The organism is Phyllobacterium sp. LjRoot231 (genome assembly GCF_964253365.1).
GTDB lineage: Bacteria > Pseudomonadota > Alphaproteobacteria > Rhizobiales > Rhizobiaceae > Phyllobacterium.
Window position 1 is genome coordinate 576,162 of sequence record NZ_CAXUQT020000001.1, and the last position, 24,598, is coordinate 600,759.

At 60.1% G+C, this 24,598-nt stretch carries 24 protein-coding genes and 1 tRNA gene; 19 read left to right on the top strand and 6 right to left on the bottom strand.

The window, feature by feature from the left end:
- The first annotated feature begins 16 nt into the window (after positions 1–16).
- The gene (locus ACSQ3H_RS02745; RefSeq protein ID WP_436115623.1) at positions 17–985 is read left to right on the top strand and encodes a complex I NDUFA9 subunit family protein; all 969 of its coding nucleotides are present in this window, start codon (positions 17–19) and stop codon (positions 983–985) included.
- 39 nt (positions 986–1,024) lie between these two features.
- Here ACSQ3H_RS02745 and ACSQ3H_RS02750 read toward each other — a convergent pair whose 3' ends face one another.
- Positions 1,025–1,831, bottom strand: a complete 807-nt coding sequence (locus ACSQ3H_RS02750) for an undecaprenyl-diphosphate phosphatase (protein ID WP_436115624.1) — start codon at positions 1,829–1,831, stop codon at positions 1,025–1,027.
- A 173-nt stretch (positions 1,832–2,004) separates the two neighbouring features.
- Between ACSQ3H_RS02750 and ACSQ3H_RS02755 the strand changes: the two genes are divergently transcribed.
- From ACSQ3H_RS02755 to ACSQ3H_RS02765, 3 genes are all read left to right on the top strand, one after another.
- Positions 2,005–2,697, top strand: a complete 693-nt coding sequence (locus tag ACSQ3H_RS02755; RefSeq protein ID WP_436115625.1) for a glutathione S-transferase family protein — start codon at positions 2,005–2,007, stop codon at positions 2,695–2,697.
- Between the two features lie 162 nt (positions 2,698–2,859).
- Entirely contained in the window at positions 2,860–4,017 is a 1,158-nt protein-coding gene (gene queG, locus ACSQ3H_RS02760) for a tRNA epoxyqueuosine(34) reductase QueG (RefSeq protein ID WP_436115626.1), read from the top strand.
- Positions 4,017–4,886, top strand: coding sequence for an SDR family oxidoreductase (locus ACSQ3H_RS02765; RefSeq protein ID WP_436115627.1), 870 nt, complete (start codon positions 4,017–4,019; stop codon positions 4,884–4,886). The genes queG and ACSQ3H_RS02765 overlap by 1 nt, the downstream gene beginning before the upstream one ends.
- 194 nt (positions 4,887–5,080) lie before the next feature.
- Here the strand turns inward: ACSQ3H_RS02765 and ACSQ3H_RS02770 are convergent, their stop codons facing one another.
- The gene (locus ACSQ3H_RS02770) at positions 5,081–6,121 is read right to left on the bottom strand and encodes a zinc-dependent alcohol dehydrogenase family protein (RefSeq protein ID WP_436115628.1); all 1,041 of its coding nucleotides are present in this window, start codon (positions 6,119–6,121) and stop codon (positions 5,081–5,083) included.
- A gap of 129 nt (positions 6,122–6,250) precedes the next feature.
- Here ACSQ3H_RS02770 and mepA point away from each other — a divergent pair, with 129 nt between their 5' ends.
- From mepA to ACSQ3H_RS02815, 9 genes are all read left to right on the top strand, one after another.
- Positions 6,251–7,276 (top strand): penicillin-insensitive murein endopeptidase, encoded by a 1,026-nt coding sequence (gene mepA, locus ACSQ3H_RS02775; RefSeq protein ID WP_436115629.1) that lies wholly within the window; start codon positions 6,251–6,253, stop codon positions 7,274–7,276.
- A gap of 149 nt (positions 7,277–7,425) precedes the next feature.
- Complete coding sequence (locus ACSQ3H_RS02780) at positions 7,426–7,653, top strand: hypothetical protein (RefSeq protein WP_436115630.1); 228 nt, start codon at positions 7,426–7,428, stop codon at positions 7,651–7,653.
- Between the two features lie 201 nt (positions 7,654–7,854).
- A complete protein-coding gene (locus ACSQ3H_RS02785) occupies positions 7,855–8,274 on the top strand; it encodes a methylglyoxal synthase (RefSeq protein WP_436115631.1) in 420 nt (139 codons plus the stop codon).
- Entirely contained in the window at positions 8,274–9,302 is a 1,029-nt protein-coding gene (locus tag ACSQ3H_RS02790) for a glucokinase (RefSeq protein WP_436115632.1), read from the top strand. The genes ACSQ3H_RS02785 and ACSQ3H_RS02790 overlap by 1 nt, the downstream gene beginning before the upstream one ends.
- 154 nt (positions 9,303–9,456) lie before the next feature.
- Entirely contained in the window at positions 9,457–11,289 is a 1,833-nt protein-coding gene (locus ACSQ3H_RS02795) for an ABC transporter ATP-binding protein (RefSeq protein WP_436115633.1), read from the top strand.
- Positions 11,286–12,122, top strand: coding sequence for a 4-hydroxy-tetrahydrodipicolinate reductase (dapB, locus tag ACSQ3H_RS02800; RefSeq protein WP_436115634.1), 837 nt, complete (start codon positions 11,286–11,288; stop codon positions 12,120–12,122). The genes ACSQ3H_RS02795 and dapB overlap by 4 nt, the downstream gene beginning before the upstream one ends.
- 22 nt (positions 12,123–12,144) lie before the next feature.
- Positions 12,145–12,765, top strand: coding sequence for a 2,3-bisphosphoglycerate-dependent phosphoglycerate mutase (locus ACSQ3H_RS02805; RefSeq protein ID WP_436115635.1), 621 nt, complete (start codon positions 12,145–12,147; stop codon positions 12,763–12,765).
- A 93-nt stretch (positions 12,766–12,858) separates the two neighbouring features.
- Positions 12,859–12,943 (top strand) — tRNA-Leu (locus ACSQ3H_RS02810).
- A gap of 185 nt (positions 12,944–13,128) precedes the next feature.
- The gene (locus ACSQ3H_RS02815; protein ID WP_436115636.1) at positions 13,129–14,322 is read left to right on the top strand and encodes a tyrosine-type recombinase/integrase; all 1,194 of its coding nucleotides are present in this window, start codon (positions 13,129–13,131) and stop codon (positions 14,320–14,322) included.
- A 31-nt stretch (positions 14,323–14,353) separates the two neighbouring features.
- On the opposite strand, the gene ACSQ3H_RS02820 is transcribed toward ACSQ3H_RS02815, so the two are convergent.
- Positions 14,354–14,539, bottom strand: a complete 186-nt coding sequence (locus tag ACSQ3H_RS02820) for a 2-dehydropantoate 2-reductase N-terminal domain-containing protein (RefSeq protein ID WP_436115637.1) — start codon at positions 14,537–14,539, stop codon at positions 14,354–14,356.
- Positions 14,540–14,955: 416 nt separating this feature from the next.
- On the opposite strand from ACSQ3H_RS02820, the gene ACSQ3H_RS02825 reads away from it, so the two are divergent.
- From ACSQ3H_RS02825 to ACSQ3H_RS02840, 4 genes are all read left to right on the top strand, one after another.
- Complete coding sequence (locus tag ACSQ3H_RS02825; RefSeq protein WP_436115638.1) at positions 14,956–16,338, top strand: AlbA family DNA-binding domain-containing protein; 1,383 nt, start codon at positions 14,956–14,958, stop codon at positions 16,336–16,338.
- A gap of 72 nt (positions 16,339–16,410) precedes the next feature.
- Positions 16,411–17,079, top strand: a complete 669-nt coding sequence (locus tag ACSQ3H_RS02830; RefSeq protein WP_436115639.1) for a hypothetical protein — start codon at positions 16,411–16,413, stop codon at positions 17,077–17,079.
- A 472-nt stretch (positions 17,080–17,551) separates the two neighbouring features.
- Positions 17,552–18,580: a four-carbon acid sugar kinase family protein gene (locus ACSQ3H_RS02835; RefSeq protein ID WP_436115640.1), complete on the top strand. Its 1,029-nt coding sequence runs from the start codon at positions 17,552–17,554 to the stop codon at positions 18,578–18,580.
- Positions 18,581–18,583: 3 nt separating this feature from the next.
- A complete protein-coding gene (locus ACSQ3H_RS02840) occupies positions 18,584–19,285 on the top strand; it encodes a FadR/GntR family transcriptional regulator (protein ID WP_436115641.1) in 702 nt (233 codons plus the stop codon).
- Between the two features lie 60 nt (positions 19,286–19,345).
- Here the strand turns inward: ACSQ3H_RS02840 and ACSQ3H_RS02845 are convergent, their stop codons facing one another.
- From ACSQ3H_RS02845 to ACSQ3H_RS02855, 3 genes are read right to left on the bottom strand one after another with little or no spacing between them, the layout of a single operon-like run.
- On the bottom strand, positions 19,346–20,464 hold the full coding sequence (locus ACSQ3H_RS02845; protein WP_436115642.1) for an iron-containing alcohol dehydrogenase: 1,119 nt from the start codon (positions 20,462–20,464) through the stop codon (positions 19,346–19,348).
- 4 nt (positions 20,465–20,468) lie between these two features.
- Positions 20,469–21,425, bottom strand: a complete 957-nt coding sequence (gene pdxA / locus ACSQ3H_RS02850; protein WP_436115643.1) for a 4-hydroxythreonine-4-phosphate dehydrogenase PdxA — start codon at positions 21,423–21,425, stop codon at positions 20,469–20,471.
- Positions 21,422–22,618 carry a sialidase family protein gene (locus ACSQ3H_RS02855; protein ID WP_436115644.1) on the bottom strand — a complete coding sequence of 399 codons (1,197 nt, stop codon included), beginning with the start codon at positions 22,616–22,618 and terminating at the stop codon, positions 21,422–21,424. Before ACSQ3H_RS02855 ends, pdxA begins: the two co-directional genes overlap by 4 nt.
- Positions 22,619–22,850: 232 nt before the next feature.
- Here ACSQ3H_RS02855 and ACSQ3H_RS02860 point away from each other — a divergent pair, with 232 nt between their 5' ends.
- Both ACSQ3H_RS02860 and ACSQ3H_RS02865 read left to right on the top strand, forming a co-directional pair.
- Positions 22,851–23,036 (top strand): hypothetical protein, encoded by a 186-nt coding sequence (locus ACSQ3H_RS02860; RefSeq protein WP_436115645.1) that lies wholly within the window; start codon positions 22,851–22,853, stop codon positions 23,034–23,036.
- Between the two features lie 71 nt (positions 23,037–23,107).
- Complete coding sequence (locus ACSQ3H_RS02865; protein WP_436119329.1) at positions 23,108–24,598, top strand: ABC transporter substrate-binding protein; 1,491 nt, start codon at positions 23,108–23,110, stop codon at positions 24,596–24,598.

A 24,598-nucleotide genomic window follows, 5' to 3' on the forward strand; every position in this document is an offset into this window, starting at 1 on the left:
TCCATAGGAGAGCTCGATGACAATCATAAAGCCAAAACTCGTCACCGTTTTCGGAGGCTCTGGTTTTATTGGTCGTCACGTCGTGCGTGCCCTGACCAAGCGCGGTTACCGCGTTCGCGTTGCCGTGCGCCGTCCCGATCTAGCCTTCCACCTGCAGCCGCTTGGCGGTGTAGGCCAAATCCAGGCTGTGCAGGCGAACCTTCGTTATCGCGCTTCGGTGGATCGCGCGGTTGCCGGTTCAGATCATGTGATCAATCTCGTTGGACTGTTGTTCGAGAGCGGCAACCAGAAATTCAGTACCGTGCATGATTTTGGTGCGCGTGCCGTCGCGGAAGCTACCCGAGCCGCCGGTGTACCGCTGACCCATATGTCAGCAATCGGTGCCGATGCGCATTCTCGTTCTGTCTATGCCAGCACCAAGGGCCGCGCCGAGGCGGCCGTGCACAACATCCTGCCCGACGCCATCATCATTCGCCCGTCCATCGTCTTCGGCCCTGAGGATGATTTCTTCAACAAATTTGCCGGTATGGCGCGCATTTCGCCCTTCCTGCCACTGATTGGCGGCGGTCATACGAAGTTTCAGCCGGTCTATGTCGGTGATGTCGCCGAAGTCATCGCGCGTTCTGTCGATGGCACCTTGAAATCAGGCCAGGTCTACGAACTTGGGGGCGGTGAAGTGCTGACGTTCAAGCAGTGCCTCGAAGAAATGCTGCGTGTCATCGGCCGCAAGCGCATGTTCGTGTCGATCCCGTTCTGGATCGCGAAAATTCAGGGCTCGATACTCGGCGTCCTGCCGAAACCGCTGTTGACCAAAGACCAGGTCCTGCTCCTGCAGCACGACAACGTGGTCTCCCATGCCGCCAAGGCGGAAGGCCGCACGCTCGAGGGACTTGGTATCCGGCCGCAGACGATCGAAACAATCCTGCCGTCATATCTCTGGCGCTTCAGGGTTCATGGTCAATATTCCAGCCAGACGCCTGTTTGAGACGCCGTTATTCCCCCGTAAGGGGGAGATAAGCGACAATCACCGCATCACTATCAGCGCGATCAGTCCCAGCGTGCCAACCACGAGCCGCCACCAGGCGAACAATGCAAAACCGTGGCGCGAAACATAATCCAAGAGATAACGCACGACGAAAACGCCCGAGATGAAGGCTGCGATAAATCCGATGATGATCAGTGAGGCATCGTTGAAGGTCAGTATGTGCCGGTTCTTGAAAAGATCGTAGGCGAAGGCGCCGGCCATTGTCGGCATTGCCAGGAAAAACGAGAATTCCGCCGCCGAACGTTTGTCGGTCCCGAGCAGCAGCGCGCCTACAATCGTCGCGCCCGAACGAGACGTGCCGGGGATCATGGCGAAGCACTGGATCAGGCCGATCTTGAAGCACAGGCCAAGCGGATAATCCATGACATTGGTATAGCGCGGCTTCAATTCCAACCGGTCGACCCAGAGCAGGATGAGACCGCCGACGATCAACATCACGCAGATCAGCATCGGCGATTCGAACAGCACGGTCTTGATGATGTCATGGGCGAGCGCCCCGATGACCGCGGCGGGCAGGAAAGCGATAAGAATGCCAGCGACGAAACGGCGGGCCTTCGGATCGGTTGGGAGATCGCGCGCAATCTTCACGAGACGGCTGAAATAGACGGTGAGGATCGCCAGTATCGCGCCGAGCTGTATCAACACCTCGAAGGTCTTGCCGCTGGATTCGAAACCGAGAAAATGCCCGGCGAGCAGCAGATGGCCGGTGGAGGAGACCGGCAGGAATTCGGTTATCCCTTCCAGCAAGCCAAGGAAAAGGGCTTCGACAATCGTCTGTGTTTCCATGATTACCGCTTTCATGATGCTGCCGGCTGGGAGGTAACCGGCTGTTGGTGAAATCCTGTTTACTTGTCTCGTGCTACGGTTGCGCCTATAGGTTTGGCGCAGACTTGAAGCGGCTGTCGAGCAATACGACCACACCGGACTAAATACCAGTTTGAAAGAATTACAAATCTGTCATGTTGACGCTCTTCCATCATCCCATGTCCACCGGTTCGCGCTATACCCGGCTTATCCTCAATGAATATGACATTGAAGTGGAGCTGATCGAAGAAAACAGCTGGGCGCGGCGCAAGGAGTTTCTGGCGCTCAATCCGGCAGGTACTCTGCCCGTGCTTTTGGCGGAAGGTGACGTACCTGTGTCTGGAGCCACGGTGATCGCCGAATATATCGACGAGACACGCGGCGCGCTGAAGCGCAGCCGCCGGTTGTTTCCTGAAGATTCGCTCAACCGCGCCGAAGTACGCCGGCTGGTCGACTGGTTTTTGACCAAGCTCGAAAACGAAGTAACGCGGCATATGGCACGCGAACGCATTTTCAAATTGCACATGACCGCCGAACAGGGCGGAGGAGCGCCCGATTCCGGCGCTATTCGTGCCGCTCGAACCAATATCACCCAGCATATGAAATATATCGACTGGCTGACGGCAACCCGCAACTGGCTGGCCGGGCCGGCGCCGAGCTATGCCGACATGTCCGCCGCCGCTTCCATCTCGATTCTCGACTATCTTGGCGAGATCAAATGGGGCGAATATAAAGCGGCGCGCGACTGGTACACACGGATGAAGTCGCGTCCGTCGTTCCGGCCACTGCTCTCGGACCGGGTACGCGGCCTGCCGCCGTCATCGCATTATGGCGATCTGGATTTTTGATTTGACCGGTATAAATGTGTGGTTCGACAAGCTCACCATGAGGGAGGTTCGTTGATTGCAAGATAGCTCGGAAACGTCGGCGTTTCTTGGCTCCTTGCAAAAATACCAACTTCCCTCATGGTGAGCTTGTCGAACCACGCATAAGGCCAGTGCGAGATGATTTTGCACTCCGAAACATACAGGCCCTCACAGGCGCAACGGCTGAAGCAGTTCATCCTTGAGGAATCGCGCGCTGCGGGGTTCGATCTTGTTGCGATCACCCGGCCGGACGCCATCCCCCTCGCCGAAGAGCGCTTGCGTCAATATCTTGCGCTCGGGCGCCATGCCAGCATGCAATGGATGCATGAAACGGAAGACCGCCGCGCCAATCCGGAAAACCTGTGGCCGGAGGTGCGTTCGATCATCGTCCTCGCCATGAACTACGGACCGGACAGCGATCCGCTGGCGATCCTCGAACAGAGGGACAAGGCAGCGATTTCCGTCTATGCACAGAACCGCGATTATCACGACATTATCAAGGGCAAGCTCAAGGGCGTCGCCAGCCGTTTTGCCTCCCGCGCTGCGGGCGAAGAGCTGAAAGTCTTCGTCGATACGGCACCGGTGATGGAAAAGCCGCTCGCCGAAGCCGCCGGTCTCGGCTGGCAGGGGAAGCACACCAATCTCGTCAGCCGCAGCCATGGCTCGTGGCTGTTTCTCGGCACGATCTTCACCACGGCGGAATTGCCGCCCGACGAACGCGAGGCAGATCATTGCGGCTCGTGCCACGCCTGCCTCGACGTCTGCCCGACCAACGCTTTCCCCGCCCCTTATCAGCTCGATGCACGGCGCTGCATCTCCTACCTCACCATCGAGCACAAGGAAGCCATTCCGCACGAATTCCGCAAGGCGATGGGCAACCGCATCTATGGTTGCGATGACTGCCTCGCCGTCTGCCCGTGGAACAAATTTGCCGAGACTGCGCGGGAAACCAAGCTACAGGCGCGCGATGATCTGAGGTCGCCATCGCTCGCATCGCTGCTGACGCTGGATGACGCGGCGTTTCGTGTGCTGTTTGCCGGCTCGCCGATCAAGCGGATCGGCCGCGATCGTTTCCTGCGCAACGTGCTGATTGCCTGCGGTAATTCCGGCGAACCAGATCTGATCGAAGCCATTGAACTACATCTCGCCGATCCCTTGCCGCTTGTGCGCGGTGCCGCTGTCTGGGCGCTGAGTGAACTGATGGATGAAGACCGGTTCGCGGCCCTGCGCATGCACCACGCCGTGCAGGAAAATGATGCGAGCGTCTTGACCGAGTGGCACAAAGCCGCGAAAAATCAATAATGAACGTTTTTCTTTTCGGCGCCGGATATTCGGCGCGTGCCTTTGCCAAAGCCATTGATGGTCAAGCGGATTTCATCGGCGGGACGACGCGCGATGGCGCCAAATTTTCAGACCTCAAGAAGGAGGGTATCACGCCGTTCCTCTTTCATGGTACCCACGCCTCGCAGGAGATTGTCGATGTCCTCGCCGGTGTCACGCATCTCGTCATTTCGACGTCGCCGGGGCAAAGCGGCGATCCGGTGCTGGCACAGTTTGGCGAGACTATTCGGCACGCCATGCGCCAACTGCAATGGATCGGCTATCTTTCCACCGTTGGCGTCTATGGCAATCATGGCGGTGCCTGGGTTGATGAGAACACGCCATGCCATCCGGTTTCAGCTCGTTCTGTGGAACGTGTCGATGCCGAGCAGGGCTGGCAGCAACTGGCCGATGAGCGCGGTGTTCCGCTCGCTATCCTGAGGCTTGCCGGCATTTATGGGCCGGGTCGCAACGCCTTCGTCAATCTCGCCAGCGGCACCGCGCGCCGCCTGAACAAGACTGGACAGGTGTTCAACCGCATTCATGTCGATGATATCGCCGGCGCGCTGGTTTTTCTCAGCATGCGCAAGGAAGCCGGTATTTTCAACATCACCGATGATGAACCGGCGGCGCCGCAGGACGTCGTCGCCTATGCAGCCGAACTGATGGGAGTGGAACCGCCGGAAGAAGCCGACTTCGAGACGGCGCCGCTGACTCCGATGGCGCGCTCCTTCTATGGCGAGAACAAGCGCGTTTCCAATAAACGCATCAAGGCGCTCGGCTTTTCCTTCCGCTATCCCGATTACGGCACCGCCTTTTCGACCATGTGGCGCGATGGAACCTGGAAATAACGAGGTACAGCTGCCGCCGTTACCCTCCCCCTTGTGGGGAGGGACGGAGCAAAGCGACGGGGAGGGGTCTTTCTTTAACAAATCAGAGGCCTCCCCAAAAGATACCCCTCCCGGCTGCTTCGCAGCCACCCTCCCCACAAGGGGGAGGGCAAGGGCCAGCGCTGTATCATCCAACCGAACAAAGCGGCTTGGCGCTAAAACTGGGTAATAACATTAATCCCGATCCCCTCGAAGCGGTCCATCGCCATCAGCGCGGCGGGGGCATCATCCAGCGTGATCTCCTTGCCGATCAGTTTTTGCGGCTGCAGTTTGCCGGTTTCCAGCATGTCCATCAGCGCTTTGTAGCGGAAGGCCTGCATGCCGTGGCTGCCATAGATCTCGAGCTCATGGGCAATGACCTTGTCCATCGGGATCGGTGGATGCGCGTGGTCGCCAAGCATCAGCCCGACCTGCACATGACGGCCGCGGCGGCGCAGATTGGCGATAGAGTTGAAACAGGTCGAGGGATGGCCGAGCGCATCGATGGAGACGTGCGCGCCACCCTTCGTAACCTCCCGCACCGCACCGATCACATCCTGCGTCTCGCGGCCATTGACCGTCGCAACCGCGCCGAGCTCGCGGGCGAAAGCAAGTTTCTCCTCGGTCAGGTCGATGGCGACAACATTGGCACCCATCGCCGTCGCGATCATGATGGCCGAAAGACCGACGCCGCCGCAGCCATGCACCGCCACCCATTCACCAGGCTTGACCTTTGCCTGGTCGACGATTGCGCGAAACGAGGTGACGAAGCGGCAGCCAAGGCTTGCCGCCGTGGCGAAATCCAGTGAGTCCGGCAGGGCGACGAGATTGGTATCGGCGAAATCCACCGCGACATATTCCGCAAAGGAGCCCCAGGCGGTAAAGCCCGGCTGGAACTGGTTTTCGCACACCTGATGATTGCCAGAATTGCATTCGAAACAATGGCCGCAGCCGCCGACGAAGGGCACGGTGACGCGCTTGCCAATCTTCCACTGCGTCACGTGCTTGCCCACGGCCTGAACGGTCCCGGCCAGTTCGTGTCCTGGCACGTGCGGCAGGACGATATCGGCATCGTGCCCCATCCAGCCATGCCAGTCGCTGCGACAAAGCCCTGTCGCCTCGACCTCGATGACGACGCCCGTCACCGCTGGCGACGGGTCTTCAACTGTCTGCACACGCGGCGTCTGGCCGAATTGCTCGAAAATGACTGCTTTCATGGTGATTGTCCCGTTCGAATCAGCTTGTGATTTTCACTTGTATATTGCGACTTTTGCGCGAATCTGGCCATCATAAAGCCCCGATCCGGAGCGCAAATTCGCCAGGGTCACTTGTGGGGAACAGCGATCATGAAATCGAAAGCCCTGTTGCGTCTCGCGCTCGGCGCGCTCATTTCGTTCACCAGCACCATTGATGCCATTGCCGTGGATGGTCCGGCCAAGCAATTGTTCGGGGCACAGGCCCTGCCGAGCGTCGGCGCGCCGCAATCGACCGGTTTCTACGCCAAGGGCTGTCTCGCAGGCGGTGTCGCGTTGCCCGTGGATGGACCGGCCTGGCAGGTAATGCGCCTGTCGCGCAACCGCCGCTGGGGGCACCCGCGCATGATCGCCCTTCTGGAAAGGCTGGCGCGCGATTCCGCCGCCAAGGATGGCTGGCCGGGTCTGCTCGTCGGCGACATATCGCAGCCGCGCGGCGGTCCGATGCTGACCGGCCACGCTTCGCATCAGGTGGGACTGGACGCCGATATCTGGCTGACGCCCATGCCGAAACAACGCTTTACCGACGATGAGCGTGAGAAGGTTGCAGCCCCATCGATGCTCAAGGGCGACACACTTTACGTCGATCCGGACAAATGGACACCGTCACGAACCGCGCTATTGAAACGCGCAGCCAGCTACCCTGAGGTGGAGCGCATCTTCGTTCACCCCGGTATCAAGAAGAAACTGTGTGACAGCGTGCAGGGCGATCGCAGCTGGATGGCGAAAATCCGGCCCTATTGGGGGCATTATTACCATTTCCATGTGCGTATAAAGTGCCAGCCCGGATCGCCGAATTGCAAACCGCAGGAGCCGATCAGTACCGATGACGGTTGTGGCAAGTCCCTTGCGTGGTGGTTTACCGACGAGCCGTGGAAGAAGGCACCCGAACCCGCCGAACCGGTTAAGCCGAAGGTGACAATGCTTTCTGACCTGCCGAAGGCCTGCGCCGTGATCCTGAACGCGCCAGGACCAAAATCGGCCAGGGAGGTGACCTACGGAGTGAGCGGAAAGGGTGCGCAGCCGGCTGCGGCAGGAGCTCCGGCAACGGCCTATGCCCCGGAAGGCAGCGATATGCCGGAAGACGTGCCGGTCCCCGGACGGAAGCCTTCTGAGTAGGCCAAGTACGGTTACAAAGGGGATTTGCTTTTGTTGCGAATTCGTCCAGTATCTCCCTTTATTTAGGAAGATATTATGAGACATATTTTTTCAGTTTCATCTGAGTGCTGCTTGAACTCTATGCTTGAAACAGTCTTTGTCAGCAGTTCATGACCGGAGTAGAGAAGGAAAAAATCAAACTTCGGGCCAACTTCATCAATGGGCTGGCAATCGGGGTGGTGTTGATTGGCGTGTTCACGCCAATCACTCGTGCGGCCTACGACCCGGCCATGAAAGGTGATGTTTTTCTTTTCATGGCACTGTCGGCAGCCGTTTGCCTTGCCCTTGGGGTTGTCCTACATTATTATGCAATAAGGCACCTGAGTGAGATGAGATAATGACTATATATAACTACTTATCGCTGCTGGTCCCAATCATCGGCGTGGCTGCAGTTCTTGCGGCTCTGCATCTGCAAAAGCATTGATTGTTCACACGCGCCAGATATTTCAACTTCGAACTACCTCCGGCCTTTTCATGCTGACATGAATTGAGTATACGGTTTCAATCGATTTAGGGTTGGAACCCGAAACAGAGTTTTCATGACACAGCCATTTCGCCTCGCGCTGATTGCCCATGACCAGAAAAAGGACGACATGGTGGCGTTTGCGCGCACCTATGAACGCCTGCTGGCCCCATGTAATATTGTGGCGACGGGTACGACGGGAGGCCTTGTCCAGGATGCCTGCCCCTCGCTGACGATCACGCGTGTCAAGAGCGGGCCGCTCGGCGGCGACCAGCAGATCGGGGCATTGATTGCCGAGGGGAAGATCGATGGGTTGATTTTCTTTGTCGACCCGATGTCTCCCATGCCGCATGATGTCGACGTCAAGGCGCTGATGCGGCTCGGAAGCGTCTACGATATTCCGATGGCCTTGAACCGGGCGACCGCCGAGGTTCTGGTGCAAAAAAGAGGTTTGCTGCGCGATGACGCGGTTGAAAGTACATTAGGGAAGAAATAATGGTGACACAGGCAGATACCGACCACATCATGAAGTTTCCGATCCTGGTTGGTGATATCGGCGGCACCAATGCGCGTTTCGCCATTCTGGTCGACGCCTATGCGGACCCGAAGGAATTTCCGGTTTTGCAGACCGCGGATTATCCGACCATCGACGAGGCGATCCAGAACGCCATTCTCGACCATACGTCGATCCAGCCGCGCTCGGCGGTGCTGGCCATCGCCGGACCGGTTGAAGGCGACGAAATCGATCTCACCAATTGCGCCTGGGTAGTCAAACCGCACCAGATGATGGATACGCTCGGCCTCCGCGACATTACCGTGCTCAACGATTTTGAAGCGCAGGCGCTCGCCGTCGTCTCGCTTGAGCCCAAGCATCTCGAAAAACTTGGCGGCGGCGCAGGTGACCCGCATGGCAGCCGCGCCGTGCTTGGACCCGGCACCGGCCTTGGTGTTGCCGGCATGGTCCGCGCACGCAACAGCTGGGTGCCTGTCCCCGGTGAAGGCGGTCATGTGGATATGGGTCCGCGCACTGCCCGGGATCTCGAAATCTTTCCGCATCTCGAACATATCGAGGGCCGCATTTCCGGCGAACAGCTGCTTTGCGGCCGTGGCCTGCAGAACATCTATCGCGCCATCTGCAAGGTGAATGGTACGGAGGCCACGCTACTGACGCCCGCCGATATCACCGCTGCCGGCCTTTCCGGTGTATCGCCTGAAGCCAAGGAAACGCTGGCGCTGTTCGTGACCTATCTCGGCCGCCTTGCGGGTGATTTCGCCCTGACCTTCATGGCACGCGGCGGCGTCTATCTCGCCGGCGGCATCGTCCAGAAGATCGTCGAGCCGCTGAAGGACCCGTCTTTCCGCCAGGCTTTCGAAGACAAGGCGCCGCATGGTGAAATCCTGCGCGAGACGCCCGTCTATATCATTACCCATCCGCTGGCGGCGTTGAGCGGCCTTTCCGCCTTCTCGCGCACGCCGACCCGTTTCGGCGTGTCCACCGAAGGACGCCGCTGGCGCCGTGACTAAATCCGGAGCGGGCATGAGAGCAACACTCCCGGACTCCCTTCGAAACCATGACCAAAACCGATAGGCAAGCCGGTTCAATAACGCTATAGGGACTGATCAAGCGGCAAGGGCAATGCCTTTGCCGGATTTCAGTACCAGCGAGTTGCCGCCTGTAATGAGCGAACAGACCAGGAAAAAGAAGATCGATCCATCCGAGGCGAAGCGTGTCATCGGCAGGGTTCTGGGCGAAAATGTCCGTGATCACCGATCCTCCTATGCCATTGCCATCGTCGCCATGCTGGCCGTCGCCTGCACCACGGCTTTCGTTGCCTATATCTTCAAGGATGTGATCAACAAGATCTATTATGAACGTCGGGAGGATCTGATCCTGCCGATCAGTCTGGGTATTCTTGGCGCCTTCGTCATTCGCGGCGTCGCGACGTATGTCCAGTCAGTAACCATGGCGAGAATCGGTAATAACATCGTTGCGCGCTACCAGGCCCGCGTCTTTGATCATCTTATGAAGCTCGGCCTGGACTTCTATCACGACACCCGCTCCGGCCAACTTGCCGCTCGCATCAACCAGAACGTCGGCGGTGTCCGCGAACTGCTCGACATTGTCGTCACCACTATCGCCAAGGACGTACCGACGCTGATCGCGCTCGTCGTGAGCATGGTCCTGCTCGATCCGTTCCTGTCGCTCATCGCCCTCCTTATCGGTCCGCCGCTGGTCCTGGTGGTGCGCTATCTGGCGAGGCGGCTGCGCAGCATCCACCGTGAATCGGTGACGCTGAACTCGCATCTGCTCGGCGCCATGCAGGAAGCGACGCAGGGCATCGCCATCGTCAAGGCCTTCACCATGGAAGACCAGCTGCGCATCAAGATCAGCGCGCTGATCAAACGGGCCGAGGAACGCGCCAACAAGATCGCGCGGGTTTCGGAGCGTATGACACCGATCACCGAGCTCATTGCCGGCATCGCCATCGCCTCTATGATCATCTATACGGGCTACCGAGCAGTTTATAATGCAGAGCCGCCCGGCGCGATGTTCGGTTTCATGACAGCCGTGCTCCTCGCCTACGATCCCGTGCGCCGACTGGCGCGTGTGCAAGTCGGGCTGGAACGCTCGCTGGTCAATGCGCGCATGATCTACGAGATCCTCGATATCGAGCCGCGCCAGGCCGACAGCATCGGCGCCGTGCCGATCACCATACCGAGTGGCGAAGTTCAGTTCGACAATGTCCGCTTCAGCTATGGCAATGGTGCGCCGGTCCTGCACGGCATCAGCTTCACGGCCGAAGCCGGCAAGACCACCGCCATCGTTGGCGCTTCCGGCGCCGGCAAATCGACGCTGATCGGCCTCGTCCAGCGCTTCTATGACATCGATGGCGGCCGCATTCTCATCGACGGCCAGGACATCGCCTATGTCAGCAAGCGCTCGCTGCGCCAGTCCATCGCCTACGTCTCACAGCAGCCCTATCTCTTCGAAGGCACGATCGCCGACAATATCCGCTATGGCCGTCCGGACGCCACCGATGAGGAGATCATCGAGGCGGCGAAGCTCGCCAATGCCGATGAATTCATCCGCCAGCAGCCGCAGAGCTACGGTACGGAAGTCGGCGAGAACGGCGTGACGCTTTCCGGCGGCCAGCGCCAGCGGCTTTCCATTGCCCGTGCCATCGTCCGCAATGCATCGATCCTGCTTCTCGACGAGGCAACGTCAGCACTCGACAATGAATCGGAAAAGCGCGTCCAACAGGCGCTGGAACGCGTGATGCAGGGGCGCACGACCATCGTCATCGCCCACCGCCTCTCGACCATCGTCAATGCCGACCATATCGTCGTCATGGAAGCCGGACGCGTGGTGGAGGAAGGCGTGCACGAGACGCTGCTCGCCCGCCCCAACGGGGTCTATGCCCGCTTCTATCAGTTGCAAGGCAAGGAAGAGTCGCCCATCATCGATGACAGCGAAGAAATGCCAACTCCGATAGCGAGACCAGCCGAATGAGCCCAGCGGAACAGCCCACGACGCCAATGAAACTTGCCGTTGTCGGCGCGGCGGGGCGCATGGGCCAGACCCTGATCCGCGTCATCCACGCCACCCCCGGCGCGACACTTGCCGGTGCGATCGAACGGGCCGGCTCGCCTCACATCGGCCGCGATGCGGGCGAGCTTGCAGGCGTCGGCAATCTTGGAGTTCCCATCACCGATGATGCGCCTGCCGCTTTTGCCGGTGTCGAGGGCGTACTCGATTTCACTGCGCCTGCCGCGACCGTGGCATTTTCCGAGCTTGCCGCGCAGGCGCGTATCGTCCACGTTATCGGCACCACCGGCTGCACAAGTGCGGACGATGCGAAGATCGGTGTTGCCGCCCGTCATGCGGTCGTCATCAAATCCGGCAATATGAGCCTTGGCGTCAATCTGCTCGCCGTCCTCGTCAAACAGGCGGCGCGGGCGCTTGGCGCGGATGATTTCGATATCGAGATTCTGGAAATGCACCACAAGCACAAGGTCGATGCGCCTTCGGGCACCGCATTGCTGCTCGGCGAAGCCGCCGCGGACGGTCGCGAGATCGGGCTCGGCCAACATAGCGTGCGGGTGCGCGACGGCCATACCGGCGCACGTGAGAACGGCACGATCGGCTTTGCCTCGTTGCGCGGTGGCTCCGTCGTCGGCGATCATTCCGTCATCCTTGCCGGCCAGGGCGAGCGCATCACGCTTTCCCATCAGGCGGAAGACCGTACAATATTCGCGCGCGGCGCCGTCAAGGCGGCGCTCTGGGGCAGAGGCCGGAAACCCGGCCTTTATTCCATGCTCGACGTGCTCGGCCTCAATCCATAAGTCTGTCAACAGGAGTACTGCAATGTCCGGAACCCTCGTCCTTGTCCGCCATGGCCAGAGCGAATGGAATTTGAAGAACCTTTTCACCGGCTGGCGCGATCCCGCGCTGACCGAGCTCGGCCATGAGGAAGCCATGGACGCAGGAACGCGGCTGAAGGCCAAGGGGCTGCATTTCGACATCGCCTATACGTCCGTTCTCTCCCGCGCGCAGGCGACGCTCGATCACATTCTCGAAGAGATCGGCCAGCCCGGCCTCGAAACCATCCGCGATCAGGCCTTGAACGAGCGCGACTACGGCGATCTGTCGGGTCTCAACAAGGACGATGCCCGCGCCAAATGGGGCGAGGAGCAGGTGCATATCTGGCGCCGTTCCTATGACGTCCCGCCGCCCGGCGGCGAGAGCCTGCGCGATACCGGCGCACGCGTCTGGCCCTATTATCTGCACGATGTGCAACCGCACGTGCTGCGCGGCGAAAATGTGCTGGTGGTGGCGCATGGCAATTCGCTGCGCGCGCTGATCATGGCGCTCGACGGTCTGACCGGCGAGGAGATCGTCGCGCAGGAGCTCGCGACTGGCGTTCCGATCGTCTACAAGCTCAACGCCGATTCGACCGTCGCTTCCAAGGAAATTCTGGAGGGTTGACCGGCCGGGCGAGTGCGGGCTGACAAATCGCTGACGAATTCCCCGGCAAATGGATTGACAGACTCGAGAGCGCCCCTTACATGGAACCCCGCTGCCCAGATGGCGGAATTGGTAGACGCGCACGGTTCAGGTCCGTGTGCCGCAAGGCGTGGAGGTTCGAGTCCTCTTCTGGGCACCAAATTCTCGTTTCACACCGTCCAGTACGGTACTGATATAAGACAAAAGCCCGGTTTTCCGGGCTTTTTTGTTGTCTGGTGTCTACCTGCGTCTGCGTGGGGTTGCTGGTATCCAACGCCAATGATGGTAGTCTTGATGGTATCTTAGAGATTCTAGGGTCTACGGCACAGAATTGGATACCATCAAATGGCGCTAAACGACAAAAAAATCAGATCCTTAGGCCTAGCCACGAAGCCCCGCAAAATCCCAGACTCTGGCGGGCTCCACTTGCTACACACCCCAGCCGGCGGCAAACTCTGGCGATTTCCATACCGATTTGACGGAAAGCAGAAGCTACTTTCCTTTGGCGCCTATCCCGCTGTCTCGCTTTCCGATGCACGTTCCAAGCGCGATGATGCAAAAAAATTGCTCGCCAGCGGCATAGATCCCTCCGAAAAAGTGAAACTCGACAGGATTGAACGAAGTCATCTTCGAGCAATCACATTTTCTGCACTTTCGGACGAATTCTTGGATAAGACCACGAGAGAGGGCAAGGCCGAGGTCACGGTTGCCAAAAAGCGGTGGCTCATTGGCCTTGCGCGCGGCGACATTGGCAATCGGCCAATCACGGAGATCACCGCTGCCGAGATCCTTCGACCGTTGCGCAGAGTCGAAGCCGATGGAAACTACGAAACAGCTCGCCGTCTCCGCGCTGTCATCGGCCAAGTGTTCCGGTTCGCGATTGCCACGGCCCGGGCGCAGAATGATCCAACCGGCGGACTTAGGGGCGCACTGATAACACCAAAACCGACCCATCGCGCCGCTGTTACGGAACGCCCAGCGTTTGAGAGGCTGATCAGAGCAATCTGGTTTTATGCAGGGACGATCGAAACCCAGATCGCCCTCAAGCTGCTTGCCCTCCTTTTTTCACGGCCCGGCGAACTACGCCTGTCGGAATGGAGCGAATTCGATCTGGCAAAGGGTGTTTGGACGATACCGGCGTCCCGGACGAAGATGCGCCGTGAGCACAAAAAGCCGCTAGCTCCTCTGACGATCGAATTGTTGGAGGAGTTGCGCGGTCACTCGGGCAACCGCCGGCTCGCATTTCCCTCCCTGCGATCAGCGGAGCGACCCATCAGCGAAAACACGATCAATGCCGCCTTGCGGCGTCTCGGCTACGCCCAAGATGAAGCGACCGGCCATGGTTTCCGCGCTAGCGCCTCCAGCCTGCTGAACGAGAGCGGATTGTGGAACCCGGACGCTATCGAAGCAGAACTAGGCCATATGGGCGCAGACGAAGTCCGGCGGGCTTATCACCGTGCTATATATTGGGACGAACGCTTGAAAATGGCCGCGTGGTGGGCCGATGAGATCGGAAAGATGGCAGGGTTACCTGCATAATTCTGGGCCTCATGAGGTGTTCTGCGCGAGTCTAGCACTTCCTGATTGTGCCGCCGTCCGCCAATCGTAAAAATTGGCGGATTGCTCCGTTCGAGGTGAATGTTGATTGAATCTTCGCAGTTCCGCCGAGCACGCGGTGCTTGCCGAACCTTTGGTTCAGGACATCGATATGAGCGATACCGTTCAGGAAGGGCAATAAGTAGCCGGCCGATGCCACGGCCGGTGCGATCGCCGCGACGGCAGATCGTATGCAGGTCAGAATATCCGTAGTGACGTTCGCTCGCGCGCTTGCTGCGTTCGTCGGGATCTTGCTGTTTTCGGCATCGAGCTACGCCTCAAGATCCGCAATGATTGGCGGCAAGGTCCGGGGCAGCGATATCTACGTCCCCGATCTACCTGTCCATTCTCGCTGAAGCCGAAAATTGGAGGAAGGGAACCAGCGGCCACCTCGTTACGATCGTGCGTAGGAGAACATGGGCGATCCGAATGACCGCTTTGCGCCCTCAACTTGGTCATTCCAAGGTCAGGCAACATTTTTCCAAAAGCTGCCACTAGAGCGAAACTCTCCAAGAATGTATGACGTTGGGGAGCGATGGCACTAACCTGATTTTAGTCGTGCCGGATGGGAAGGCGATGGCGAAGACCACCGATGAGCGCAGTGATCTGACGGACCTGGTCGACTATCCGCGCGAGACGCTCGATATTGAACTCAAAGACTGGATCGACCTTGGTGATAAGGTCGCGCAGGCCAAGCTCGCAAGGCATATCGCCGCGCTCGCCAACCATGGCGGCGGCTATCTCGTCTTCGGCTTTCGCGATGACGAAAGCATCGCGCCTAACCGGCCGACGGACCTTTCAGGATATAGCCGGGACACATTCGGCCGGGTCGTCACCCGATATCTGACGCCTGCCTTCCAGTGCGATGTCCAACTCGTTCAGTCGAGCGCCGGCCTCATTTATCCGGTCGTGCGCGTGCCCTCGCACGGATCGACCCCGATCGGCGCCAAGGCTGATGGTCCACACGATCCGAGGGGCCAACCGCAAGGGATCCGGGCCGGCACCTATTATGTCCGTAAACCCGGTCCAAAGAGCGAAGCAGCGATGGGCATGGAGGACTGGCAGCCGTTGATCCGGCGTTGCATTCTCTTCGATCGCGATAGTCTGCTCGCGGATATCGCCCGTGCCGTTCAGCCCCGCTCCGAACCACCCGCGCCCGCAATAGAAGATCGGCTGAAGACCTGGCATGATAAGAGTGAGGCGCGCTGGCGAGCGATCGTCGAGAAGGCGACCGCGCTGCGCTGGCTGGTCGATATCGGGGCCAATCATTGCCAGTTGAGCTATATAATCCTGTCCGGTACCGGCATCGCGATCCCGGCGCGCGAGTTGCAGCATGTTCTCGAACAGGTGAACCGCGACGTCCGCCAGACCGTCTGGACGGGATGGAGCATGTTCTACCCCTTCACGCGGCCTGAGATCGCGGCCGCGCTGCACCCCGAGTTCGACGATGGTAGCGGTGTCGACGTGCTGGAGAGCAATCTCATCGGCGACGGCGACTTCGATATGAGCCTGCCGGACTATTGGCGCTACGCCGTCGATGGCCGGGCAACCATTATCCGCCCCTATCGCGAAGATCGTCAACGGAGTGTCGAGGGGAAGGGGCGTCCGGCCGGTACTTGGCTCAGCCCTGAAACGGTGATTCGCGAAACAGCCGAGCTGGTGACGCACGCCCGGATTATGGCCGAGCGATACGACGGCAGCCGCGTCGCCTTTCGATGCACGTGGCGCGGCTTGGCCGGGCGCGAGATCGATGATTTCGGGGATACCTATTGGTCCCCCGCTCGGCATGCGCGTGCCGATCAACGCACCACCATCGGCACTTGGGACGTGCCGGTCCTTGCCGCGAATTGGCATGAGGTGGTCGCCCAGCTTTCCTGTCCGGTCCTCAGCCTGTTCGGCTTTTCCGAGTGCGGCTCCGAGCTTGTTGCGCGGCTCGCTCCGCGGTTCATCAAATTATGAGCTTTGTTCTGGCGCTTGCGATCGATGGCTGGTCGACCACCCGCAGTGGTGTGAAGTTGCAGCGATGCTACGATGCCGCTTTATAAGTATCTTGCCGAGGAAGCTTACGCCCGCGCGCTGATCGACAGGGGCCAGATCTTCGCGCGCCCCTTGAGCTACTTCCGCGCCTACGAAGACGAGTTTGTGCGCGGCGACCCGGACGACGGCAAGCTGCGCTATGAACCCGAAGAGGGCTTAGTGCTCACCAAGGAGGATGGCGATGTCGTTGAGATGCCGCCCGGCTGGCGGTTCCGCGCTTCGGTTCGGGCCGACGACATTTTTGTCTATTGCCTGAGCACTGAGCTGTCGCCCGAGATCGCTGCGAAGTTCGAATGCCCGTTCTGTGTCGAGATCAAAGAGCCTAACCGCCTGCTTGGCCGAATATCGATGCATGTCCGGCTGCGTTCAAAACTCGACCGCAGAGGCGTCTATAGTCGTGAGGTCGACTACCGGAAACTGGCGCCGGCGCCCGGCGCCGACTGGGCGCTCCCCGAGCGGATTGCTTTCATCAAGCCCGAGGGCTGGGCATGGCAGAAGGAGCATCGCATCGTTTTGGGCCGAAAGGGCGCGTTCGCAGTTCAGAATGTCGAATGCGCACTCGAAAAGGATGGTGGCGAAGTGACCGTTGGCACGGCCGCGACCGATCCGCTGATCCTGCATGTCGGTAACCTCTCGAAGATCACCAAACTGCACACCTTTTAATGGGCGCGGCTGAGAAAAATGGGGCACCGGTTGCTTAGCTCATTTCTGACGTGAAAGATGCCTGTCCGGATCCGGCCTCATCTCGGTCACTCAAGTGCACTAGCTCAATGATTGCTCTAGGGCCCACTTTGACTCCCCACGCCTTGAAAAGATTCGAACCAACGAAGCCCCGAATACGGCATTCTTAAACTGCGGTTCCAGAGGAGGCATTATGCGATTTTCGAAGCACAGAACGGGAACTTGTCACTGAGGGCAGCCCGCTTCGTGCTAACAGCACCGTTACGTCCTCACCGACGAAGTTTGGGTCGTTGTCTATGCAGTGGATCTGGACCGGAATACCCGCCGGCCAGGTTTCGAAGGCCCACTCGTCGCTGGTCGGAAGGCAGGAGAATTTGTCATATTGCTGAAAAGATCGTTGACATTTCAATGTCAAATCGCGTTATAAAGATAACAACAATCTTCGGAGCTTGCGATGCTGGCCATACTTGCCGATGATCTCACAGGCGCATTGGATACCGCGGCGCCGTTTGCGGCGAGGGGCATGCATGCTGAAGTGGTATTGACAGTTGATGCTATCGAAGAAGCCGTCCAGGAGAAGCCGGCCGTACTATCGATCAATCTCGGTTCGCGGGAACTGACCGCCGATGCTGCACAGCGCGTGACGGCCGCCGCATTGGCGACCTTGCCAGCCGGGACACGCCTTTTCAAAAAGATCGACTCGCGTCTCAAGGGGCATATCGCGGCCGAGCTTGACGTCATCCCCTTTCACGCCGCACTGGTGGCGCCGGCGATCGCCGATTTCGGTCGCGTGGTGAAAGCCGGCTCGGTGCAGGGCTTCGGGGTGGAAAAAGCGATTTCCGTTGCCGAAAAGCTTGAAAGGCACGCCCGGCGCGCCACGATCCCGGACACGTCCACCCAAGGCGAGATGAGCGCGGTGCTCCACGAGGCGGAGGAGAGCGGTGTGGATCTTCTGGTCGGCGCACGCGGTCTGGCCGAAGCGCTTGCCGAACGTCTGAGCGGTGGGGCAAGCGTGCAGGTGGCCGAGATACCGGGCGGCCCGGCCGTATTTGTCATCGGTTCTCGTGATCCGATCACCCTCGCCCAGGTTGATGCTTTTCGGAGCGCCTTCAATCCGAGCTACCTGCCGGCCCCCAATGGCCGTCTTGCCGAAACCCGGTCCGATGGCAGCACGCTCATCCTCGTCCAGGCCGTTCCGGGGGAAGAGCTCGTCACGTCCGAGGCGGTTTCGCAGGCGCTTGCCGATAGCGTGTCTCCCGGTCTAACGCAAACTGCACGCACGCTGGTCCTTTGCGGCGGCGCCACGGCAGAGGCGGTGCTGATGAAGATGGGCATCACGCGTTTCCGGCTGCTCGGCGAGTGCCTGCCGGGCCTGGGCTTGGCGCACGCCCAAGGACATTGCATCATCGCGAAATCCGGAGGATTCGGGCAACCGGATACACTGGAAAAGATCGCGGACAGAGCTCTCCACAGGCCGGGATGACAGATGGGATTGCAGAACGGAACAGCACGCAAGAGCCTCAGCGATCTTGTCTTTGAACGGATGCATCGGGCCATCAAGTCCGGCGCATATCGGCCCGACGAGCGCTTACCGACCGAGCACGATCTCGCGATCGAGTTCGAGGTCTCCCGTCCGATCGTCCGCGAGGCCCTGCGACGGCTGCGCGAGCAGGGTTTCATCTATTCGCGCCGCGGTGCGGGCAGCTTCGTTCGCGCCGTCGGCATGCGCGAACCGCTCGGCTTCGGCCAGCTCGAGAACGTCGCCGATCTCCTCAACTGCTACGAATTCCGACTCACCGTCGAGCCGGCGGCGGCGGCGGCGGCGGCGGAGCGCCACGATGCCGCGACGCTCGCGGCCATCCGACAGGCGCTCGAACTGATGCGCGATGCCACCAACCGGCAATCACACCGCGAGGATGCCGACTTCCAGTTCCATCTAGCGATCGCGCGCGCCGCGCAGAACCGCTACTTCTTCACCGCCATGGAAGCGCTCAAGGATCACATCGCGGTCGGCATGCGCTTTCACGGCGCTTCGGTCAAGCGCGAGATTAGCGGCCTGACGCGGGTCTTTGCCGAACACGAGGCGATTGCCGAAGCGATCGCCGCGCGTAATGGGGTGATGGCGCGACAACTTATGTACGATCACCTCACCGGTTCGCGTGAACGTCTTTTCCAGGCGACCAAGTAGTCATCCAAATGCAAAACCCCGGCTTTGCCGAGGTTTCTGATCGGTGGGCGCAAGGCAAACCTAGAAGGCTGCCCGATAGACGCCGAGGACCTCCTCGACGCTCATATCGATCGGATTGTTGTCCATCAGGCGGCGGTTCGCATGGGCTTCGCTCGCATAGAGCGGCAGGTCGCCCGCCTTCGCACCATGAGCGGCAAGCGACATTTCGATACCAAGGTTGCGGCAGAAGTCGCGGGCGGCGTCCAGCAATTCTGCGGCCGCAAGATTTTCTCCCAGTCCCAGGGCTCGCGCGACCTCAGCAGTCTTGTTTGCCGCAACGGGCTGGTTGAAGGCGAGGACGTGCGGAAAGATGATGGCGTTTGCCAGACCATGCGGCAGAAGAAGCCGCGTGCCGAGCGGATAGGCGATGGCGTGGCCGGCCGCGGTGTTCACAGGACCAAGGCAGATGCCGCCATAGTAGGAGGCAAGCATCAGTCCCTCGCGCGCCTCGGTATCGGCGCCATCCTTGACGGCGCGCGCAAGATACTTGCCGACAAGTTTAAACCCCATGCGGGCGAAGCCGTCGATCATCGGATGGGCGCGGCGGTTGGTGAAGGCCTCCACGCAATGTGCCATGGCATCGACGCCGGTGGCCGCGGTCACGGCGGGCGGAACGGAATAGGTCAGTTCCGGATCGAGCACAGCAAAATCGGCGATCATATGCGGGCTTTCGACCGCGATCTTCGTACCCTTGCCGGGATCGGTGATCAGCGAGCGAATGCCTGCCTCCGAGCCGGTGCCGGCGGTTGTGGCAACCTGGACGAGGCGTGTGCGGCGGCCAGCGACCCGGTTCGGCCCAGCGACGTCAGCAAGAGTCTGCCGCGAGTTCCAGAGCGCGGCCGCAAGCTTGGCGACATCGAGAACCGAACCTCCACCAAGACCGACGATCAAGTCTGGCCTGCATTGGCGTGCCGCTTCGAGCGCCGCATCCAGCGTTCCGATTTCGGGTTCGCCGGGGATCGCGTCGAACACGCTGATGCGGCCGGTGAGCTTCAGACGATCGGCGAAGCCCGTGGTGACCGGTGTCGCGATGACGAGGATTGATGTCGCGTCGGCGGCCCAGGCGCCAACCTCTCCGACCGTGCCCGCGCCGACCGCGAGTCGGCGAGGCTGATGAAGGGTGATGGGTGCGATGGTCATGGCGTCATCCTCGCTTGGCGGCGCCCGACACCAGCTTGCGGGCATAGGCTATTGCAGAGTTCATGTTGCTGTGGTCGGCGATGCCCTTGCCGGCAATGTCGAAGGCCGTGCCGTGGTCTACGGAGGTACGGTCGATCGGCAGGTCCACAGAAACGTTCACGGCCGTATCGAAGGCGACGAGCTTGACCGGGATGTGCCCCTGGTCGTGATACTGCGCGACGACGAGGTCGAAGGTGCCCGCAAAGGCGCGATAGAACACCGTGTCGGCGGAGATCGGACCATAAACATCGATGCCTTCTGCCCGCGCCGCCTTGACCGCTGGCGCGATCTGGTCGTCGTCCTCGGTGCCGAAGAGGCCGTTCTCGCCGCAGTGCGGATTGATGCCGGCGACTGCGATCTTCGGGGTGGCGTAACCGATACGCCTGAGATGCGCATCACCGGCGCGGATGGTCGCGAGCACACGCTCGGTCGTCGAGCGGCGGATCGCTTCCTGCAGCGAGACATGGGTGGAGACATGAATGACATTAAGCCGCTCGGAGGCGAGCAGCATATAGGCCGCGTTAGAGCCGGTGAGGCTGCGCAGCATGCCCGTGTGGCCGTCATAGTGATGGCCGGCGAGGTTCAACGCTTCTTTGTTGATCGGCGCCGTGACGATGCAGCCGAGGACGCCGGCTTCAGTATCGCGCACCGCCTTCTCAATGAAGCGGAAGGCGGCGTCGCCGGCCACCGGGCTCAACTGCCCCCAGGCGAGCGGCGCGCCCTCGATTGGTAGGTCCACGACATACGGCGCAAGATCGACATCAATGCCGAGAGCCGTGCGGGCCGCCTCGAGCGTCGCGAGATTGCCGTAGATGCGGATCGTGTCGCGCTCTTCGGGCGACATGCCAGCAAGCGCGCGGACCGAAATCTCGGGACCGACGCCGCACGGGTCACCCATGGTTATGCCGATGATGTTGCTCATGAAAGTCTCCGTGCGTCGGCGCTGTCCCAGCCGGGAGCCAAGCGGACATATTTGATGGCGCGCCGGTGATAGGTATAGGCAAGGTGCATGGTGCCGTCCGGTCCCTCCAGCAGCCATGGATAGGACTTTTCCTTGTTGCGGCCGTCGGTCGAGTCGTTGGAAAGGCATGTGCCGGGGCCGTCTTCGATCAGGAGGCGGGTAGCAAAGGTCTTGCCGCCGTCCTCAGACAGGCAGAGGGCGACCGGCGCGCGCGGCACCCCCCAAATCGGCACGCAGCCGCCGATCGGGTCCGCATTGGGGCGGCCGTCCTCCTCGCCCAGTTCGTCATAGAGCGATGCACGCCGCTCGGTCGACTGGGCCGCGTTGACGGGATTGCAGATCATCGCGACGCGGCCGTCACCAAGACGGACGGCGGCGATGGATGAATTGTTGTTCGGCACGTCGCTCGCCTCGGGTGCGGACCAGGACCGGCCACCGTCGAAACTCTCCGCCCGATAGACCCAATCCGCTTGCCGCCGGCGGAAGAAGGCGGCAAGGCGCCTTTCGCCAAGCGAAACGGGCGACATGTGCACGCAGCCGATCGACTGGCCGAGATCTTCCAGCCGCCACGTCGCACCCTGATTCAGCGAGACGCCGACGGCGGCCGTGTCGTGGCTGCCGTTCCATTTCTGACCGGGGCGCTGGATGCAGCGGAAGATTGGCAGCAGCCACGCCCCGTCGTCACGCACGACCAGCGGAGCGCGGACAAAGCAGCCACGCGGCAAATCCAGATAGCGACCTTCGGAGGCTGCCAGCGCCAATGGGTCCGATGGGTCGCGCTGGATTTCGGCCATGCGAATGCGACATTCGTCCTGATTGCCGGATGGCTGGGCGGTGTGGAAGAGCCAGAGCCTGCCATCCGGTGCGGTGAAGAGCACAGGATTCTGTTCGGAATGGGCAACGTCGAAACTCAACCGCTGCGGCGGTCCCCACTGCGATGCGCCCTTCGGGAAAACGGAGGCAAAGATCGAGATATCCGACTTGCCTTCGAGCGTGCCGCCGAACCAGGCGCAGGTGAGCGCGCCATCGGGCAGCAGATGCAAAAATGCTGCATGGTTCTGAATCATGGGCGAAGGTAACAGCGCTTCTTCGCGCCCGGGCGAAGCGGACACGAGCCGGCCATCCATATTGCGAGCTATTTCCTCGGGGTTCATCGACGCCTCCTTCACATTCTCCTAAAATCACAAATTCTCCAAAGTTGTCAAGTTTTATAATGTTACTTAGTGCGGCCTCTATCGTCTTTCGTGATTTTATCTCATTGATTTTCCATATTTCTTTTAGGATATCGTAACGCATAAGAATTTACATAGGAAATTAATTTGACAAACTTCTTCAAAAGATAGATGGTCTAGGCAACCGGGAAATGGTGTCGGGAGGAGGAATTTCATGCCGGAATCGAAGGATATGTGCCGTGTGGCGCTTCAGGGCGTCGTCGGAGCCGCCTGCATGGGCATCATGAGCCATGTCTTTCGCGCTCCCGCCACGGTCGTCTCACCCGTCGAATTTTATGGCTGCCACACATTGCCCTCACCGCGCTCTGTTGCGGCGGGTTCCTCTGTTGTGGGGCTTTGATCACCGAACGATCCGGAAAAGCAACGTCTGGCTAAACGAGATTTCATTAGGGAGGAAATGCCGTGAAGAAAATGCTTGTCTTAGGTGCCCTCATGCTGGGCTCTGCCCTGTCGCACGCTTATGCCGGGTCTGGTCCGATCAAGATCGTGCTGGCTGAGGAGGCGGACCTGCTCGAACCCTGCATGGCGACGCGCTCGAACATAGGCCGCGTCATCATGCAGAACGTCAGCGAGACACTGACGGAACTCGACGTTCGCGGCGACAATGGCGTCTTGCCACGCCTTGCCGAGAAGTGGGAGCAGAACGCCGACGGCAGCTGGCGCTTCCATTTGCGCCAGGGCGTCAAGTTCTCCAACGGCACGACCTTTGACGCGAAGGATGTCAAGCACAGCTTCGATCGCGTCATGAGCGACAAGAACGCCTGTGAATCGCGCCGCTACTTCGGCGGTATGACGGTGACCCCCACCGTCGTCGACGACCACACGATCGACTTCAAGGCCGATCCGGTCCAGCCGATCCTGCCGCTCCTCCTGTCCCTCGTCACCATCGTGCCCGAAGAAACGTCGCTCGAATTCGTGCGCGAACCGGTCGGTACGGGTCCCTACAAGTTGTCGAATTGGACGCCGGGGCAGCAGATCGTACTGACGAGCCGCGACGATTACTGGGGTACGAAGCCGGAAGTGACGGAAGCTACCTACCTCTTCCGCGCCGATCCCTCAGTGCGTGCCGCCATGGTGCAGACAGGCGAAGCGGATCTCTCGCCGTCGATCTCGCAGCTCGATGCCACCAATGCCACGACCGACTTTTCCTATCTCGACAGCGAAACGGTCTACCTTCGCATCGACCACAATATCGAGCCGCTGAACGACGTTCGCGTTCGCCGCGCGCTGAACACTGCCATCGACCGCCAGGCTTTCCTCGGCACGTTGGTTCCGGACAGCGCGCTGCTCGCCACGGCGATCGTGCCGCCGCCGACGTTCGGCTGGAACCCCGACGTGAAGGTCTTCCCGTACGATCCAGCAGGCGCGAAGAAGCTGCTCGAGGAAGCCAGGGCTGATGGCGTGAAGGTCAACACGCCGATCACCATCATCGCCCGTTCTGCAAACTTCCCGAACGTCACGGAGATTATGGAGGCCATCCAGGCGCAGCTCCAGGAAGTCGGCTTCACGGTCGAACTGAAGTTCGTCGAAGTCGCCGAGCACGAGCAGTACTATTCCAAGCCGTTCAAGGAAGGTCGCGGCCCGCAGCTCGTCGCGGCCATGCATGACAACTCGAAGGGTGATCCGTCGTTCTCGATGTTCTTCAAATATGCGACGGACGGTACGCAGTCCGGCTTCTCCGATCCGAAGGTCGACGACCTGATCAAGCGCGCGTCGGCCGCGGTCGGGCCGGAGCGGGCCAAGCTCTGGTCGGAACTGATCGCCTATGTGCACGACGACGTCGTTGCCGACGTCTTGCTGTTCCACATGGTCGGTTTCTCGCGGGTCTCTGAACGGCTGGATTTCAAGCCGACCATGGCGACAAACTCGACGCTCCAGCTCTCGGAGATCAAGATCAAGTAA